Source organism: Pirellulales bacterium, from assembly GCA_035546535.1.
In the GTDB taxonomy this organism is placed as follows: Bacteria; Planctomycetota; Planctomycetia; order Pirellulales; family JACPPG01; genus JACPPG01.
Genome location: DASZWQ010000031.1, coordinates 1 through 18,844, shown reverse-complemented (window position 1 = coordinate 18,844; position 18,844 = coordinate 1). Strand labels below are relative to the sequence as shown.

Genomic DNA, 18,844 nt, shown 5'->3' with positions numbered 1-18,844 from the left:
TTGCGGACATTCGCGCTTACGATCCGCATCGGGATCGTAAGCAAGGCATGAACCTTTCCCAGCGCGCGGTTAGCCGGGTGAGCGCTCCTTCCGCGGGCTTGGGGTCGCCGACATTCTACTCGTTCAAGGCCGAGTTGCCGTGGGGGGATGGCGTGCTTTGCTCGACCGCGTGCAATGCCCGCACCTCGAGACTAAGTGTCACGGGCTCGGCCGCGGGCGTATTGAGCTTCAGGTCGAAGCGAACGCCGTGCGGCAACACCTGCCCCACCTTGATCCGGGCCGCCGGGCCCGCCATCTGCCGAAAATCGAGTCGCGGCACACGCGAAAAAGGGGGACAAAACGCCACATGTACGTGCGCGGTGATCTGCCCTGGGGCAAGGCGCGCTGTCAGGGTGCTCGACAGCAAGTCGGTTCCGTCGACCGACTGTACGCGTTCGATGCGCTGAGCAAATCGAGCCGAGGTGACTCGATCGACGTGTGCGGGCGTCCGACCCGCTGCAGGTTCGGAATCCGCCGGGCCGGGCCGCTCATCGATTGCCGGTGCCTCTGGCCCCGATTCCGACGAAACGCGCCCCCCCAACCATCGGCGTCGCTCCCGTAGTCCGAGGCGACCAAGGGTCCCAGGCAGTCCCTCACGTAACAAGAGGCGCGCGGCTGCCTCTTCCACGACCACCATCGCCCACAGCATGAGAACCACGAAGGGTGCGCGAAATGAGGTTAGCGCCAGCGCCGTTAGCGCCAGTGCCCCGGTCGGAAGATACCGTACGGCGAGCACCATGCCGGCATCGCCTTTGCCATATTTGCCGAGGGCCAGACGGGCCGCCGCCGTGACGGCCACGGCCAAAGCCATCCAGGTCATCAGCCAACCGGGCGAAGCCGTGACCGACAGCGCTCCTTGGGCTCGGCGCACCAACAGCACGCCAGCGATAACGCACTCGAGCGCCAGCAAGACTCCCACGAACACCGTGGCCAAATCGGCGGCCAGCGCTGCCGGGTCGAAATCATCCGTGCGTGCGTGGGTACTCGACTGCCCGTCCATGCGGTCGATTCTCGTTACGGATCGTGCGCGAAGTCAACCGGCAAACTAGCGAGCCACCGCTTCGCTGCCGGCGGCCTTGGCCAGTTCCGAGGCGCGCTTGGTGCTCTCCCAAGTGAACTCCGGCTCGCTGCGGCCGAAATGTCCGCCGGCCGCGGTCAGCCGATAGATCGGCCGCCGCAGATCGAGGTACTCGATGATCTTGCCCGGCTTGAGCGGGAACAGGTCGCGCACCAGCTCACAAATCCGCGCGTCGTCCAATCGGCCGGTGCCCGCGGTATCCACGTGTACGCTCACAGGATCGGCCACGCCGATGGCGTAGGCCAACTGCACTTCGCAGCGCTCAGCCAGTTTGGCGGCCACGATGTTCTTGGCCACGTGACGGGCCATGTAGGCCGCGCTACGATCGACCTTCGTCGGGTCCTTGCCGCTGAAAGCACCGCCGCCGTGACGGCCCCAACCGCCGTAGGTGTCGACGATGATCTTGCGCCCGGTCAGACCGCAATCACCCTGCGGGCCGCCGACCTCGAAACGACCGGTCGGATTGATGTGATAGGTGATGTCGCCGTTGGCCAGGTCGCGCGGCAGCACCGGCTTGATGACCTTATTGATCACGAAGTCGCGGATCTCTTGCTGGCTGACCTTCGGGCCATGCTGCGTCGAAACCACAACCGTGTCGATCCGCAGCGGCCGGTCGCCGTCGTACTCGACCGTCACCTGGCTCTTGCTGTCCGGACGCAACCACTCGACGTCGCCACGACGCCGGGCCGCGGTCAATTCATTCGTGATGCGATGGGCCAAGGCAATCGGCAGCGGCATCAGTTCGGGGGTGTCGTTGCAGGCGTAACCAAACATCAAGCCCTGGTCGCCGGCGCCCGTTTCCTTGCCCGCCGCCGCGTTCTCGTTGACGCCCATGGCGATATCCGGGCTTTGCTTGTCGATTGCCACCATCACGGCGCAGGTGTCGCCGCAGATGCCCATCCGATCGTCGGTGTAACCGACCTCGTTGATGACTTGACGCACGATGTCGGAGAAGTCGACCTTGGCCTTGGTCGTGATCTCGCCGGCTACGATGGCAATGCCCGTGGTGACCATCGTCTCGCAGGCCACGCGGCTCATAGGATCGCCGGCCAGCAGAGCATCGAGCACGCCATCCGAAATCTGGTCAGCGAGCTTGTCAGGATGCCCCATGCTGACCGATTCACTGGTGAACAGGTATTTTCCCGATGCCACGGATGGTTCTCCTCGAAGCTATAAAAGCTGGTGATGGGTGGGCGCAAGCGAAAGAGGCCGGAGGGCCCAGAATCTCGCTATTATAGACACTGCCCTACGAGGTCAGCAACCACCGCACGGGGCGTTTTGCCGCGGTTGTAACGACCGCGCATAATGCAGCGCCGGGGCTGCTGAGTTGCTAGTGGGAGATTGTCGCGATCAGCTCTTGCGTGCGCTTACATGCCGATTCAATTCAATTGCCCAAGCTGCCAGGCGACTTTGCGGCTGAAGGACGAGTACGCCGGCCGCCGCGGCCAATGCCCCAAGTGTCAGGCGCCGATCGGGGTGCCCCGGCCCGCACCGGTCGAGGCCGCGAATTCCTCGCCTTCCGGCACTGCGAACCCCATCGGCGCGAACGAATCGGCCCGGCCTACCGGCAAGGCGCAAGCGAGCGGCGCCGCGGCCTCGTCGCAATCACAGAACATCGAATTTCGCTGCGGTGGCTGCGGCAAGAAAATCCGCGCACCGGCAGCCGCGGCTGGTCGCGCCGTCGCGTGCCCGGGCTGCGGCAACAAGTTGCGCGTTCCGGGGAACCCGCCATCGACTGCTTCGCCGGTTACCGCGGCGTCGACACCAGAATTGCCAATATCGACGGCGGCCTCTCATCCCTTCGACGAACTATCGGACTCGCTTCTCGGGGATGAGGCGACCGCGCCGTCAGGTTTTGCCGCGAACACCTCGCCTGCTTTGGCCAAGGCCCGTGGGAAGAATCCCTTGGTCTTGTACGCATCGATCGGCGCCGGGTTGCTTGTTGTCGTCGTTCTGCTTGTAGCCGTGCTGTTTTGGTCAGGCTCTGGTTCGGCGTCGCCGGGCAATCGCCCGATGGTCGCAACCATGCCGCCGACAGCCAATTCCACGGCGCCGCCCGCCATAGCGCCACCTGCCGCAATGCCGCCTGTTGCGGCGCCACCGGTGGTCCATTCGCCGGCGGAGAACGCTGCCACGAATCCGCCTGATGTACAGCCGCCGCCGGATTCAACGGTCGCGACTCCCATGACGAGCGCGACGACAACGCCTGACGGTCCGTCGTCGCCCGAAGACGTGCGCGCCTACATGGAGACGGTTGACCGAGTGCTCGAGGCACAGGCGGACGTGATCGCCACGTTGCAGAAAATCACGGACGCGGCCTCGGCGCGGCAACAGGCTGCGCATTGGGCCGATCGAATGGCCGAGGTCGCGACCTTGGCCGAGCACCGTCCGAAGCGTGTTCGTCTCTCGGGAGCCGATGCCGAGCGCGATCACGCGAACGAGCAAAAAATGAATCAGCTCCTGCCGACCTACGAAGCCGCCATATCACACATTCGCCAGGTGCCGGACGCTCTGCCGATGTTACGGGCCGCGCTCGACGCACGCCTGTCCACCGAAAAGGACGAGGCCGTGGCCAAGCGACTCCGCTCCCACGGCGGCTACGTGTACGACCTGGAAGCCATCGACCGCTTGACGCTTCTCCAGCAGACGCTCGAGACGACGCAAAAGATGTTGGATGCCGAGCGGCAAATCGTGGACGTTGCTTCGGCCAAACGGTTGTCGCCCGAAGCGGTTCGATCCATGGCCGAACAAGCACGGCTCGTCGACCAACAACCGCACGTCAAGATCAGCGCCACCAAGGATGAGGTCGCCAAGTGCGAATCGCTCGCGACCCGCATCAACGCTCTCGTCCAAGCGCATAATGCCGAGGTTCAGCGCATTACCGCAATTCCCGAGGTGGGCGACGTCTTCCGCGCCGCGATCGACGCAGAAGCAGCTCGCGATCCGAACGGTCCCTTGGCCACGCAACAGCGCGCCGCGAAAGCGGCGGCGGCAACAAGACCCGATGCCGCGCAGCAAAACCCGAACAGCGACCCTCGCGGCGAAGAGTTTGTCACCCTGGTCGAGCGCTCGATCGCAACGGCCGAAGATCTCATGGCCGTGGCGCGCACCATCAAGGACGTGACATCGGCCAAGAAGCATGCCGCGACCTGGGCCAGGTTGACTGCCGACTCGATGGATCTGGACGAAGAGCAGAATCAACTCGCCGGCCTGCAATTGACCGGCGCGCTGGCCGAGCGCTATCAAGCCGCACAGCGTCGCGATGCGCGGCAGGCTAAGGATGCGCAGGCCGAGATCGCGCGGCTGCAACAATCAGTGGGCGTGATGCCGATTCTCAAAGAGGCACTCGATAAAGAGCTGGCCGCGCGAAAGGCGAAAGCGGCGGCAGCGAATTAGTCTGACGTGGACACTCTCGAACCTTGTTGAGTGCCACTGGTGGCTGGTCCCATTGGTGTCCCAAAGCTGCGCTCAAGCACTGGTGGACAAGCCACCAGTGCACCCCATTAATGGCAACCCAAACCGGTTGCACGCCACCGTCGGCTTTGAAGCTATTTCTTACGAACTATCCTTTTCGTTGAGCGACGCCCGCAACCGGTTGCGAATCCACACCGTCAGACTCAGGTTTTCCTGCTGCGCGGCGCGCTGGAAAAGCTCCATCTCCACGCGCGAGAGCCGCAGGTCGACGCGCTCGGGCAAAAACTCCTCGGTCGCCTTGTTGCCGGGACCGGACAATGGTCCCACGCCGTGAAATTGCAGGCTCGAGCCGCCACTCATGCCGGGCTGACTCTTCATACAGGTCATCGTGCCGGTACGGCCATCGGCCAATTCCAGCCGGCAGTCGCCAGGAATGACGGGCGTGGTCTTCGGCGAAAAATAGCCGGCTTTCCACGGCACCGCTCCCGCTTTCGCCGAATAGTCCTCGACCCAGATGTCCCCCTCGAACACCACGGCCACACCTTGCAGCACGCGGCCTCGCGTAAAATTCGAACCCATGGATCAACCCTCGACCGCCGCGATGAGAAGGTGATACTCGCGGCGAAACTGAAACTTGGACAGCCCGAACGAACTGCTATTGTAGCGGATCGGCGCGTGGTGATCCGACACAGGCTGAGAGTGGACCGAGAACTGTTCGCCGGACTGCGCCGCTATTCAGGCCGCCGAGCGCGCGCGACTCGATTCGCCCTGGGGTCGGTCCATCAGCCGGTCAATACCGGCGAGCGTGCGGGCCGTCGCGCCCAGTTGCCGCGCCACCAGCCCGCGCGCGTTGCTGCCCAGATTGCTGGCAAACGACGAATCGACAAGGCAGCGTTCGACGAAGGCGGTCATCTCCGCGCCGTCGCGCACCACAACGGCTCCCTTGGCCGCGAGCAACTGGGCCACGATGTCGCGAAAGTTGCGCGTGTTCGGCCCGAACGAAACGGCGGCGCCATAGGCGGCGGGCTCGATCATGTTCTGCCCGCCGCGCTTGTGAATACTGCCGCCTACGAAGGCGATATGCGCCGTTCCCCACCAGGCCCCCAGCTCGCCCACCGTATCAACCATCAGCACGCGCGCTTGGGGATCGACACCGTCCGCATTCAACTTGCTCCGCCGCTGCCAAGGAATTTCCGAAGCGGCCAGTAAGGCGGCGACCTCTTCGAAGCGCTCGGGATGCCGGGGCACGAGCACCAGACGCAACCTAGGGAACCGATCACGCAAGGACTTATACGCCGTTAGCGCCAATGCCTCTTCAGGCTGCTGCGTGCTGCCGGCTAGAAAGACAATGTCGTCGGTCGCAAAGCCCGCCGCTTTGGCCAGTGCCACCGTCGCCGGATTGGCGCGGCTGGTCTGGGCGCCGTCGAACTTGATCGAGCCCGTGATGCGCACCGCCTCGTCGCGTGCGCCCAGCGCCCGAAACCGGGCGGCGAACTCTTCGTTCTGTACCGCCACGAGATCAATCTTTTCAACCAGCGGCCGCAAGAAGAGCCGCGCCCGCTGATAACCGCGAAAGCTGTGCTCGCTCAGACGGCCGTTGATGATCGCCACGGCGGACGCCGCCTCGCGCGCGGCGCGGATCAGGTTGGGCCACAACTCGAGCTCGGCGAGCACCAGGCAATCGGGCCGGATGCGGCGCATCGCGGCGCGTACCGCCCAACTGAAATCCAACGGGCAGTAGCAGACCGTGTAGTCGGCGTATTTCTTTCGCGCGAGCGTGTAGCCCGTGACGCTTGTTGCCGAGATGACGCATTCCCAGTCGGGGCGCGTGCGGCGAATCTCGGCCAGAAGCGGCGCGAGCAAATTCACCTCGCCTACGCTCACGGCGTGCAGCCACAGGCAGGGACGATTCCCCTGTCGCACCGGCACGCGGCCAAGAAACTTCTCGGCCAGTCCAGCGCGATATTTGCCGCGCCGCACGACCTGGTACAAGAGCCAGGGTGAGGCGACGACGATCAGCGCCATGTAAAAAAGATTGAACAGATACGGCACGCGGGAATCCTTTCCCAACGCGGTGTGAGGAACCTTAGCCGCCCTTGCGCATGCAGCAGTTCTTGAACTTCTTGCCGCTGCCGCAGGGGCAGGGATCGTTGCGGCCCACGTGCTCGCCACGATTTCGGATCGGCTCGATCTTGGTCGGCGCGTCCGAGTTGTCGATCGCGGTTTGCTGATCGCTGGTCATGGTGGCCGTGGTCGCGCCGGGCGAGTCGTGCGTTGCGCGGCTCTCGGTCCAGGTCGAACCGACGAATCCTTCGTCCAGCTCTTCCATGCGGAAGATCATATCCGTCACGCGCTCGCCAAATGTGTTCCACATCTGCTCGAAGGTGCGCATGCCTTCGCGCTTGTATTCCACCTTAGGGTCGACCTGGGCGTAGCCGCGCAAACCGACGCTCGAGCGCAAGTGGTCCATGGCCAGCAAGTGGTCTTTCCACATGGTGTCGAGCACGTAGAGCACCACCTCGCGCTCCAGCCGGCGGATCTCGGGGCGGTAGCGATCCTCGACCGCGCCGGTGAGCTTTCGCTCCAGCTCGTCTCGATCGAGTTCGGCAATCGCCTCGGGCGTGATCTCATATTCCATCCGCTCGCGCAACCAGGCTGTCAGCGAGCTCATGGCGCCATTGCCGCCGGTCACCGTGCGCACGGTGGCGTTGGCATCGGCGCCTTCGCCGAAGAGTTTTCCAACCTGCTGATGGGCCTCGGCCAGTGTTTCGTTGGCCTGCACAAGCGCTTTCTTGCTGTACTCGACCAGCATCTGCTGGACTTCCTCGCGCTGCATGTTGCGCAAGTCGTCGACGTTCAAATCAACCTGAAAACGCTGCCGGGCCCAGGCCACGAGCTGATCGCGATCGTAGCGCTTCTGGCCTTGCGCATCGCGGGCCGTGAAGTGCGAGAACGCGGCACGAACCGGAAATTCGGCTTCCTTGACTTCGTAGGCTTCCTTGGCGCGCTCGCGCACCAGCTCGGTGAACGCTCGGGCGTCGAGCTTCTTCATCTCCTCGGGATCGAGCTGCACGCCGAACTTGAACTGCACCCAACCGCACGCCGTGCGGACGCCGAAGCCGTCTTCCAGCACGCGTGCCGCCTGCGACAGATCCGTGGCGTCGATCGCCTCGCGGGCCTTTTCGAGCAGCATTTCGTCCAGGGTGTCGCGGCCGACCTTCTTCAGATCACGGTCGCGCAGGTTCAGCTTCCAGCGCGTGTTGGCGAACTTCGCGAGCGCCTCCCAATTCCACTCCGACTGCTCGGCGTCCTCGGGCAGGTTCTCCTCGATAGCGTCGAGGATTTGGCCTTCCGCCATGCGGGCCGCTTCTTCCTTGGCGCGGGCTTCGGCGGTGGGAAAATCCATGCCGCGGAAATCTTTCGGATCCAGCTCGATGCCCAGCTCTCCCCCCACGGCCTTGGCAAAGGTCGAGGCGCCATAATCCTTGTCGAGGAAATCGGCCAGGTACGTGTCGATCTGCCGATCGATCATGTCCAGGATCTTCGGCTTGCAGTTGCCGCCGTTGAGAATGTCCTGGCGGAAGCCGTAGACGCGCTTGCGCTGCTCGTCCATGACTTCGTCGTATTCAAGCAGGTTCTTGCGAATGTCGAAGTTGCGCTCTTCGACCTTCTTTTGCGCGCCCTCGATCCGCCGGCTGACCATCTTGCTTTCGATGGCTTCGCCGTCCTGCATGCCGAGTCGAGTGAGCATATTCTTCACCCACTCGCCGGCAAAGATGCGCATCAGGTCGTCTTCCAACGAGAGGAAGAAGCGGCTGCTGCCGGGATCGCCCTGACGACCGCAACGGCCGCGTAACTGGAGGTCGATACGCCGCGCCTCGTGCCGTTCGGTCCCGATGATGTGCAGACCGCCGAGCGCTTTGACCTCGGCCCCTTCGGCCTTCATTTTTTCGCGCTGCTCGATTTCCTGGACCAGCTTGTTCCACTCTTCCTGCGGCACGTCGAGGCGCGTCTCGTACTTGTCTTGCAGCAGGGCCCAGGCCATCGTGTCGGGGTTGCCGCCCAGGATGATGTCGGTACCGCGACCGGCCATGTTCGTGGCGATGGTCACCGCGTTTTTGCGGCCGGCCTGGGCCACGATCTCGGCCTCGCGCTGATGATGCTTGGCGTTGAGCACTTCGTGCTTGATGCCGCGCCGGTTGAGCATGGTGCTGAGCTTTTCGCTCTTTTCGATCGACACCGTGCCGACCAGAATCGGCCGACCGCGATGGTACATGGCGACGATGTCGCTCTTGGGCACCCACTCGCGCTTGCGCCCTTCCTTCAATTCGATTTCCAGGCGTTCGCTTTCGTCTTTCGTGATCGTGCCGACCTTGTGGGAGCGGTCCTTCATCTCCAGAACATCCCACTTGTGCAGTCGCTCGATCTCTTCGACGATCGCCTCGTACTTTTCCCGCTCGGTGCGGTAGATGACGTCGGGGAAATTGGTTCGCTGCATCCCCTTGTTGGTCGGGATGGCGATGACGTCGAGCTTGTAGATTTTCCAGAATTCCGACGCCTCGGTCATGGCCGTACCGGTCATGCCCGAGATTTTGTCATACAGCTTGAAGAAGTTCTGCAGCGTGATGGTGGCGTAGGTTTGTGTCTCTTCCTTGACGCGGACGCCTTCTTTTGCCTCGACGGCCTGGTGCAGGCCATCGCTCCACTGCCGGCCCTGCATCAAGCGGCCGGTGAACTCGTCGACGATGATCACTTCGTCGCCTTGAACGACGTAATTCACGTCGCGCTTGTACAGGTAATGGGCCTTGAGCGAGTTATCGATCAGGTGCGGCCAGTCCATGTTGCCGGCCGTGTAGAACGTCTCGACGCCGGCCAGTTTTTCGGCCTCGCGCACTCCGTCGTCGGTCAGGTGGACGGTGTGTTCCTTTTCCTTGACCTCGAAATGCACCTCCTTCTTCAACTGCCGCGCGATACGGTCGGCCTTGGCGTAGCGTGTAACGTCGTCGTGGGCCGGACCGGAAATGATGAGCGGCGTCCGCGCTTCGTCGATGAGGATATTGTCGACCTCGTCGATGATCGCGTAATGCAATTTGCGCTGGCACTGCTGGCGGCTAGGCTCGTACTTCGTATCACCGAACGCGCCCGGCTTCATGTTGTCGCGCAGGTAGTCGAAGCCGAATTCGTTGTTCGTGCCGTACGTGATGTCGCACTTGTAGGCCTCCTGCCGCAGCGTGGGATCCATATCCGGATAGATCGCCCCGACCGTAAGGCCCAGGTTGATGTACAACGGGCCCATCCATTCCATGTCGCGGCGGGCCAGGTAGGGGTTCACCGTGACGACGTGGACGCCCTTGCCTTCCAGAGCGTTAAGATAGGCAGGCAGGGTGGCGACCAGGGTTTTACCTTCGCCCGTGACCATTTCGGCGATGGCGCCGGAATGGAGCACCATGCCGCCGAAGAGTTGGACGTCGTAGTGCCGCATGTTCAGCCAGCGGCGGCCGGCTTCGCGACAAACGGCAAATGCCTCGACCAGCAGATCATCGAGCGTCTCGCCGGCTGTCAGGCGGCGGCGGAACTCAGCCGTTTGCGCCCTCAGGTCGGCGTCGCTCATGGCCTGGTACTTCGGTTCCAGGGCATTGATGGCGTCGACCTTCGGTTGCAAGCGCTTGATATACCGGGCGTTGGACGAACCGAACAGCGAGGTCAGCGAACGCTCGAACGTCCGCCCCAGCCCGCCGAAGATGAGCCCGATGATTTCCCAGATTCGTTCGAGGACTTGCATAGGTATGATCCGGCGCGAATGATCCCTGCCAGGCGCTTCCTTACGCACCGGCGGCGGCAGTGGTGCGGCAAACAGGTTGGGCCGCACGGTGAGAAACTGCGCAAAGTTTTCCAGCGCAGAAGTTTATAGCTTTGGGCAATGAGGGTCAAGAACGGTTGTTTGGGCCACACCCGGCGTGTCGAGAGCGTGAAAAACGGCGGTTGTCGCCCGTCCGAAGCATGGCAAGTACTTAGGCGTCCACGGCGATTGCGTTGTGCTCCGGACCGCGCGAACAAAGGCCGGAATCCTCACATTGTGGTCACCCCGCCCCACTCGCGCGAAGAATTCGCGAGCTGGCAAAATCCTTGACCGGCCCCGTGAATGCGGTAACGTCGCCGTAGGGCCAGTCTTACGGCGATCGCGTCCGGGCAGGCAGCAAGAGGGACGATCCCATGAACCGTCGGGCAGTTTCTCGGGTAGCGCTTCTTGTGGGCGCCTCGATCTTTTTTTGGGCAGGGGTGCCCTGCGGAGTCCTTGCTGCGGACGACCGCGAGATCGTCGGTCGGGTTGTCGATCCGGAAGGCCAAGGCATCCCGGACGCTGACGTCGGCCTGATGATCGTCGAAGACGTTAATCACCAATCGCAGGAAACCGCCTCCTTTGCCGCCGTGGCGAAGACCGACGCCGACGGCACGTTTCGCATCCCCTGGCGCGACGAATTCAAGAAGGCCTGGGGCACTCTCTGGGCACACGCCAAGGGATTTGGCCCCGCGCGATTGCAAGGCACGGGATCGATCCAGGGGTACCTCCGTACCCGCGCCGACAAGCCACACAAGTTGCAACTCGAGCCAGGCAAGAGCACAACCCTGCTGCTGCACGACGCGCAGGGAAAACCGGTTGCTGATGCGCTCGTGACTGTTATGCGGGTTCGTGTGCGCGGCAGCATCGGTTGGCTGATCCCGACCGATTGGGCGGATCGCTTCCGCGTCCGCAGCGACGCGCAGGGAATTGCCACGATCGAATCGTTCTCGCCGGAAACGCTTGATCACCTGCGCGTCGATGCACCGGCGTCGGGGCGCGTCGAATTCGACATCAACTACTTTCTCAATAATCGCCCGGCACAGACGAGCCCGCATTTCGACATCGAATTGCCAGACGCCGGCAAAGTCACCGGTACGATCCAATCCGCAGCGAAGAACGTTCGTTTGTGGTGGCCCATCACGCTGCGTACAAGTGTTCCTCCGCAAGCGAAACGCGTCGGCGTCTGGGGCGTGGCGGACGTCCGCGCGGATGAGACAGGCGCGTTCGCTGTTGAGCGGCTGGCCGAAGGAGCGCTCTCCGCCGATTTATCACTCCCGGCGAATCAGCCGCTACGACCGCAGGTACCCGTAGGTCAGCGCGTCGCATCCGGCCTGGAAACCGTGCTGATTATCGACCTCGTCCCCGCGGTGAAGGTACGCGGGCTAATTCGCAAGCAAGACACCGGCGAAGGCTATCCGAACTTCAGGCTCGGCGTGATCTATGGCCAGTCCGCGAAGACACAAAATGATATGAAGGAGTGCGTCGAGGTAGAAACCGACGCGCAGGGTTATTACACCGCGATGGTTCCTCCGGGATTCGTCGAACTGCGGCTGCATAGCGCTCCGGAAGACTATCATGACGTCCAGTCGTGGGGAGGGCGTAACCGAGGGGGTCGCTGGGGAAGCCGACGCGAAGTGCCCGCTAACGTGGAAGAATTCGAACTCGAACCGATTGACCTGGTTCCGACCGAAAAAGTATCCGGCAAGCTCATCGACAAGAATGGCAAGCCGCTGGCCAAGGATTGGACGGTGTTCGGCTTCCCCCGGGTTGTCGACGCGGATGGGAAAGTGCAGCCCGATGAAATGACCATGAACAGCTTCAGCGGCGTGAATACCGATCGCGAAGGCCGCTTCAGCGGAAATGTTCCGAAAACTTATCCACCGGTGCGTTGGCGCGCTTCCTGGCGAGAGCCGAAGCAGATCCAGGTGCGTGATGTGAATTACGAGCCGAAAGTCGTCTCGCAGGATCCGCTCGTCCTGCAAGTCGAAGAGGAACTACCCAAAGAAGCACAGCCGAAATAGGCTCGCTCCGTCAGCTATCAATCACGGCGACGGCGACTCTTCGCGCGACGGCGCCTTCTCCAAGCGCTCGGCGAGCACGCCGATCGCCTCCTCATAGACGTGCATCACCCGCTGGCGCTCGGCGTTATTTGCGAACGTCGCGTGCTCGTCGATCTCTCGCATGTCGGAGCGCATCTCGTCCAGCAGGCCCTCGGCTGTGGCCGCGTCGAAGACCGCGTCGCCGCCCACGTTCACATAGACGGGGCTCGTATGGGCGAAGATTCCGCCGCCAAATTCGTTGCTGGGAACCGGCTCCTGCAGTTCGGGATCCCCAGCCACCGGCCTCGGCGGCGTGCGCAGCGCCAGCCACGCCGAAGCGTTGATCGGTAACCGCAACTCCATGTCGGCAACGAAATGCCCCTTGTCTCGCCGGCTGTCGGCGCGCTCGACCACCTGGCCGTTGTGTACGAGTTCGATCCGCTTGAAGTCCGATCGCCCGACAGCGCGGGCACGCACCGATAGCGCGCCGGATTTCGCCAGTTCGATCGTGCTCCCGATCGGCTGGCCATCGACGGTGAATTCCAAAAGAGGCCCGTTCGTGATGTACGTCTTGCCCGCCGCCAGCCGTTCTAGCCATTCCGTCGGCGTAACTGGACGTGCCGGATCGGTCTCCACGTACACCCGTGAAAGATCGTAGATAAACCAGTCAGTGCCGGTCGAAAACGGCACGTGCAGCCCGATGTTCAGGTAGCGGTAATACGTATCGCGGTAGCTGCCGCGCTCGCTGCCGTCGTAAATGTTGTTGGCGTGGATGCGTCCGGTAATCCAATTGGGAATGTCCTCGAAGCCGTAGCGATTGTGGGCCCAGATGACCTTGCCTTTTGCGTCGCGGGCTTGTTCGATCCCGGCCTGCAGAGGGGGCGCATCGAACTTTGCTTCGGTCAATCCCGGCCCAATGCTGACCGGCCGAATGATGATCGGAATATCCAACAGCAGGATGTGACCGTACCCTTCGCCGTAGGCGTCGAAGTTGTGTCGCAGTTCTTCGCCGTACCCTAGGTGCAAGTGGTTGTGCGACAGCCGGTGTAGATCCTCGTGCGAGTATTTGTTGCTCGTGTAGTCGAGATCCGATCCGGCACGCTCGAGGTACGACAGGAACACGACATCCAGCCCGTCGCCCAGCGGCACCTCGCTCAGGTAGCGATCGGCTTGCTGCTTGCTGAGCTTTTTCAAATGCAGGTGCGTATTGCCGGCGAGCAAGCGGGCGCGCCGAGCGTCGGCAAAACGCTTGAGTGCGATCTTCGGACTCGCTTCCCGTCGGTCACGTAGATCGAGGTCGAGGGTGGCCAACTCGGTTTCCAGGCCGGAAAAAGCCGTGAGCTTGAGCAGCCGCGCGGGCACCATTACCGTGGTAACCTTCGGCAATATCCACCAGTCGTGGATTGGGCCTGGTTCTTCGATTCCCTGGCCACGATTTACCAGCTCCTCGAACGGAATCAGCTTCCCGGCGGCGTCGCGCGCCTGCACAACGCCTGGCAAAGGCTCGCCAGTAGCCTCATCCACTAGTTCGATCGTCAGCGCGCACTTTTCGCTCTGTGACGGATCGCCAGCGCACCCCGCCACTGCGGAGAAGAGCAATGCAAGAGAAAGCAGCGACCATCCTGATCTCATGCGCGGCAATCCCTTGATGCAGTGTTCAACTCCAGCGAAACAGCCGCAACGCCAGCAAAAACGACACGCCGCCCCAGGCGGCCAGCGCCGCCACGTTTGTCCCCTGCGCCGCCAAAGAAGTCCCTTCCAGCATCACGCCGCGCAGCGAATCGATCAATTGCGTCAACGGTAAGGCGCGGATGAACGGCTGGGCCATCTCGGGGAAACGATCGGGCGAGAAGAAAATGCCGGACAGCACCCACATCGGCAGCATCACCAGGTTCATCAGCCCGCTCACGGCCTCCAACGTCTTGGCCCGGCTGGCCACGAGCAGACCGATGCCCGCAAAAGAGAAGGCGCCGAGAAAAATCAACGCAATCAGCGATAGAAGATTTCCCTGATTCTCGACGCCAAAGGCCAGCCGCGCGAACACCAACAGCACCAGCACCTCGGGCACCATGAACAAGAGTCGGCTTGCCATGATACCCGCGAGGAAGTCACTTTTGCGCATCGGGGTGGCGAGCAACCGCTTGAGCAACTTACGAATGCGCATGTCGACCGTGACGAAACCGACGCCCCACAAGCCACCCCCCATCAAGCTCATGCCCAACAGTCCCGGCACGAGAAAATCGATGTAACGGCCGCCGGGATCGGTCATTTCGCGATTGCCGGTCGGAACGGGATCTTGGCGCCCTGCGGCGCGCTGCAGGCAATCGTCCACGGCATTTCGCGCAAGCGCGCTTTCCGGCCGCCCAGGATCGAACCAATAGTCGTATCGCGGTTCGGCAGACTCCTCGCTGATAACGACCAGATCCGTTTTGCCTAGCCGAAGTCGTTGCCGGCAAGCCTCGAGCGTATCGACACGCACCAAAAAGCGCTGATTGGCGGCGAGCGCGGCTTCGGCCGCAGCGCCAGCCTTCCCTTCGACGACGTCGACCGCGATGGGCCGATCCGGCTGATTGCGAAAAGCGATGCCCAGCGCCACCACCATGAGCAGGGGAAAGCCGTACACCCAGAAGACGGCCTCGGGCTCGCGATAGAACTCGCGCAAGCGCGACAGCACGATCTGCACCAGTGGCCGCCGCAACAAAGGGCGATGCGTCGTGTGGGCGGTCTGTTTCATCACGAGGCATCTCCATCGTTGATGTGCCGGCCCGCCAGGTGTACGAAGACGTCCTCCAGGCTGGCGTGCCGCGTCGTGAGATTCGCCAGTGCCAGGTTTCGCTCGGAAAGCCATCCTAAAAGTGCCGGCAACGCCACGTGTGGCTCAGCCACCGACAGGCTGTAGTGGTTTGTCTCCTTGCGCGCCGAACTTACTGCAGGCAACTCGGCAAATGCATCCGCAGGAAGCTCACCGTTGCCGTCGGCAGTCAAGGCAAACTCGATGACGTGCTCGCCCCCCAGGCTGGCAATCAGCTCGCGCGGCGTGCCCAGGGCAATCACTTGTCCGGCATTCACGATCGCCACGCGGTTGCACAGCCGCTCGGCCTCGTCCATGTAATGCGTCGTCAGTAGCACGGTGCGCCCCTGCCGGCCAAAGTCGCGGATAATCTCCCACAGTTGACGGCGCGATTGCGGATCAAGGCCCGTTGTCGGCTCGTCGAGAAATAGCAGATCGGGATCGCCGACCAAGGCGCAAGCCACGGCCAGCCGCTGCCGCTGACCGCCCGATAATTTCGCAACCCAGGTGGATTGCTTTTCTTCGAGCGATACGGACCGCATCGCCGTCTCGGGCTCGATGCCGTCGGCGTAGAAGCTGCGAAACAGCTCGAGCGTTTCGCGCACCGACAATTTCTCGGCCAGTTTGGTTTCTTGCAGTGAGATTCCGATGCGTTCCTTGATCGCCTGGTCCTGGCGTCCCCAGTGCATACCAAGAATCTCGACCTCGCCGCTAGTGGCCGGCAGCAACCCTTCCAGAATTTCGATCGTGGTGGTTTTTCCCGCGCCATTGGGTCCCAGGAGGCCAAAACATTCGCCCTGCTCGACCGCCAGGTCCAGCCCGCGCACGGCATCCACCGGCGGCTTACCTTCGTAGCGCTTGCGCAGTTCGGTGGCTCGGATGGCGAGCGTCATGCTGAGGGAGTTCCGCGGAAGGAGTAAGCCGGGCGACCGCGACTTTGTACGCGATGCATTAATTCGTCGGCTGGATTATTTCTTGGGCTTCGCTGACTGCTCGGCCTGCCGCATCGCCCGCAACAGGTTTCCGCCCAGAATCTTGCGAATGTCGTCCGGCTTGTAGCCGCGGTTCAGCAATTCCTGGGTGATGTATGGATATTTCGACACGTCCTCAAGCTGTGCCGGCAGCTGGGTCACGCCATCATAGTCGGAGCCGATGCCCACGTGGTCGATGCCGGCCACTTTGACGATATGGTCGATGTGGTCGACCAGCGTATGCACGCTGCCGGCCGACAGTTGCTGCTGCTCGGTCGTTGAGCGAAACACCGAGTTGGCGCCCCCCTCGTCGCTTTCCTTGGGGTCCTTCGCGCGGCGCGCAATGCGCTCGGCCACCATGCGGGCTCCGATCTCCGCGCGCTGGGGGACAATGAAACCCGAGAAAAAGTTCACCATGATGACGCCGCCGTTCTTGGACAATTGGCGGAGTACTTCATCGGGGACATTGCGCGGATGGGCGGCCACGCCGAAGGCCGACGAATGCGAAGCGATTACCGGCGCCCGGCTGACGCGGAGCACATCCTGCATCGTTTCCGCCGAAACGTGCGAAATATCGACCAGCATGCCAAGATCGTTCATTTCGCGCACTACGTCCTCGCCAAAGGAGGACAGCCCTTGCGAGCGCGGCACATCGGTGGCCGAGTCGACCCAATCGAGCGAATCGGTATGGGCGAGCGTCATGTAACGGGCCCCCAACTCGTACAGCCGGCGCAAGGAGGCGAGCGAGTTTTCGATCGCGTGGCCCCCTTCGACACCGATCAGGGAAGCGATCTTGCCGGCAGCGTGAATGCGCTCGATGTCGTCGGCCGTCAGTGCCAGTTCCAGGTCGTCGGGATAGCGCGCGATCAGCCGGCGGATCAGATCGATTTGTTCGAGCGTGACCTTCGCCGCTTCGCCGGTGCGCATCGTCTCGACCGGCGCGTATGCCGACCAGAACTGGGCTCCCACGCCCCCCTGCCGCAGGCGCGGTATGTCGGTATCGAGCGTGGGCTGAGATTTTGCGACGTCGAACTTATCGAAGCCCGAGTCTCCTTTCGTGCGCAATTGCCAGGGAAGATCGTTGTGCCCGTCGATCAAAATGGCACTGCGATGAAGCTGGCGCGCTTCGTCCGTGAGGACGACCGGCGGTCGCTGGTCGGCGGCGGGGTTGGCCGGCGGCTTCGGCTCGGCAGATGGAGCAAGCCGGGCGCAGGCAACCATGATGCACATTATTCCGATTCGTGCGAGAGAGTGGTTCATCATGAGTTGGGCTCCACCGACGGGCTCCGAAGGCGGGGTCAATTCTCTGTCAGGGCCGCCCGGCCCACAAGCGGGGCTCCGATTCATCGAGAGAGTCGATCGCTGGCTGTGCGCATAAAATAAGCCCCGCGGCTGTGAACCCGCGGGGCTTTGAAGGCACTCAAACTGCTGCGCTTGCCCTATTCCAGGTGAACCGACGGGCTCCTTCGCATTCCCGTCGCGCTGCGCCCGGCACAGCCGCGCAAGAACTACTTCGTTCGACCACGGCGCCAGCGGTACACCAACATACCAGCGATACCGAGGCCAGCCAGAACAACGCTCGACGGTTCCGGAATGCCGGGCGTATAGCTGCCCGAGATAGCTCCGACATACAGTCCGGTTGCACCTTGTGCGGCATTCACCACGACAAAGTCGAGCTTGTTGACGCCCGACACGAAGTTCGCGGTGCTGGGGACCGAGAACGGCGTTAGCTGCGTCGGTCCGTTCAGGTTCGTGGAGTTGCCGACGTACACACCGTTCAAGAAGAGCAGACCGTACGTGCTGGCCGCCCATTCGCCGGAGATCGACTCCTGGCTAGGATTCGGTCCGAGATCGAACGTGACCTCGTAAACATAACTGCCAGCGGCATTGCCCGGCGCGGCTACGTCGCCGACCTGCACCGGATTCGGGGCGATCCACTGCGCCGAGGCACCGGGGGTTGTATTGTTCGGAACCCAGGTAGCCGGCGGAGTACCAACCACGTGCGCGTCGGGAATCGGCCAGGCGGGGTCGTCGCTGGAGGTCAAAACGTAATGCGGGTCGACCGAGCCGGCCGGCAGAGCATTGTTCGAGCCGTCTACGCCGGTCGAGAACAGCGTGATCGGGGCGGCCTCAGTACGGCCAAAACCAACAGACAGGCTCAGTGCCAGTGCAACCATGCCCAGCAGAGCTTTGCCATGAGTTTGATTCAACAAAGAGAATTTCACAGGAGTGCCTTTCACTAGATGGAAACCGTGCAACAGATAGAACCAGGTTTTGAAAACGCGGAACTCGGTTGGCGGTCACTAGCAAGTCCTGTGAACAAAAGTGGCAATTGATCGAGACTGCAAACGTGTCAGGCGGCGCAAACGCCCGAAGGAATATCTTCAAGCTGTCTACTGCGATCGGCCTCTTGAGACGTGACGACCATCGGCTTTTAAGCCGAAAGATCCTGGCTCACGATCAGGCCTTCGTGAAGTTGCATCCGCGGCTGATGCCTTGCGGTGCAAAAACGAGAAGACCCACAGGAACCTTACTGCCAGTCGAAAACCGATTGTGAGACAGAGTTACTAGTTAGGAACTCTTGACGGTCTTCACTAGCTTTCCCGTGGGCCAAATGAATGAATCCGTGCAAAGTGCGATGCACTTGCACCGTTTCGGCCAGTCTATGAC

The 18,844-nt window shown here is 62.3% G+C and carries 12 protein-coding genes; 2 read left to right on the top strand and 10 right to left on the bottom strand.

The genetic code is table 11. The features are described from left to right. Positions 1-115 precede the first annotated feature (115 nt). Entirely contained in the window at positions 116-1,039 is a 924-nt protein-coding gene (locus tag VHD36_03550; GenBank protein HVU86370.1) for a hypothetical protein, read from the bottom strand. A 45-nt stretch (positions 1,040-1,084) separates the two neighbouring features. Next, positions 1,085-2,269, bottom strand: coding sequence for a methionine adenosyltransferase (gene metK, locus VHD36_03545; protein ID HVU86369.1), 1,185 nt, complete (start codon positions 2,267-2,269; stop codon positions 1,085-1,087). Positions 2,270-2,488: 219 nt separating this feature from the next. Between metK and VHD36_03540 the strand changes: the two genes are divergently transcribed. Further along, positions 2,489-4,513, top strand: a complete 2,025-nt coding sequence (locus tag VHD36_03540) for a hypothetical protein (protein ID HVU86368.1) — start codon at positions 2,489-2,491, stop codon at positions 4,511-4,513. Between the two features lie 159 nt (positions 4,514-4,672). Here the strand turns inward: VHD36_03540 and VHD36_03535 are convergent, their stop codons facing one another. From VHD36_03535 to VHD36_03525, 3 genes are all read right to left on the bottom strand, one after another. After that, positions 4,673-5,110, bottom strand: coding sequence for a hypothetical protein (locus VHD36_03535; protein HVU86367.1), 438 nt, complete (start codon positions 5,108-5,110; stop codon positions 4,673-4,675). 156 nt (positions 5,111-5,266) lie between these two features. Further along, positions 5,267-6,583 (bottom strand): 3-deoxy-D-manno-octulosonic acid transferase, encoded by a 1,317-nt coding sequence (locus VHD36_03530; protein ID HVU86366.1) that lies wholly within the window; start codon positions 6,581-6,583, stop codon positions 5,267-5,269. A 34-nt stretch (positions 6,584-6,617) separates the two neighbouring features. Then, positions 6,618-10,313, bottom strand: coding sequence for an SEC-C metal-binding domain-containing protein (locus VHD36_03525; protein ID HVU86365.1), 3,696 nt, complete (start codon positions 10,311-10,313; stop codon positions 6,618-6,620). Positions 10,314-10,744: 431 nt separating this feature from the next. Between VHD36_03525 and VHD36_03520 the strand changes: the two genes are divergently transcribed. Beyond that, on the top strand, positions 10,745-12,394 hold the full coding sequence (locus VHD36_03520; protein HVU86364.1) for a carboxypeptidase-like regulatory domain-containing protein: 1,650 nt from the start codon (positions 10,745-10,747) through the stop codon (positions 12,392-12,394). 21 nt (positions 12,395-12,415) lie between these two features. On the opposite strand, the gene VHD36_03515 is transcribed toward VHD36_03520, so the two are convergent. The 5 genes from VHD36_03515 to VHD36_03495 form a co-directional block, all read right to left on the bottom strand. Beyond that, positions 12,416-13,936: a CehA/McbA family metallohydrolase gene (locus VHD36_03515; GenBank protein ID HVU86363.1), complete on the bottom strand. Its 1,521-nt coding sequence runs from the start codon at positions 13,934-13,936 to the stop codon at positions 12,416-12,418. 133 nt (positions 13,937-14,069) lie between these two features. Further along, the gene (locus VHD36_03510; protein ID HVU86362.1) at positions 14,070-15,146 is read right to left on the bottom strand and encodes an ABC transporter permease; all 1,077 of its coding nucleotides are present in this window, start codon (positions 15,144-15,146) and stop codon (positions 14,070-14,072) included. Further along, on the bottom strand, positions 15,146-16,096 hold the full coding sequence (locus VHD36_03505) for an ABC transporter ATP-binding protein (protein HVU86361.1): 951 nt from the start codon (positions 16,094-16,096) through the stop codon (positions 15,146-15,148). The genes VHD36_03510 and VHD36_03505 overlap by 1 nt, the downstream gene beginning before the upstream one ends. Positions 16,097-16,171: 75 nt before the next feature. Continuing rightward, a complete protein-coding gene (locus VHD36_03500) occupies positions 16,172-17,404 on the bottom strand; it encodes a dipeptidase (protein ID HVU86360.1) in 1,233 nt (410 codons plus the stop codon). A gap of 278 nt (positions 17,405-17,682) precedes the next feature. Beyond that, on the bottom strand, positions 17,683-18,399 hold the full coding sequence (locus tag VHD36_03495; GenBank protein ID HVU86359.1) for a PEP-CTERM sorting domain-containing protein: 717 nt from the start codon (positions 18,397-18,399) through the stop codon (positions 17,683-17,685). Between the last annotated feature and the right edge of the window lie 445 nt (positions 18,400-18,844).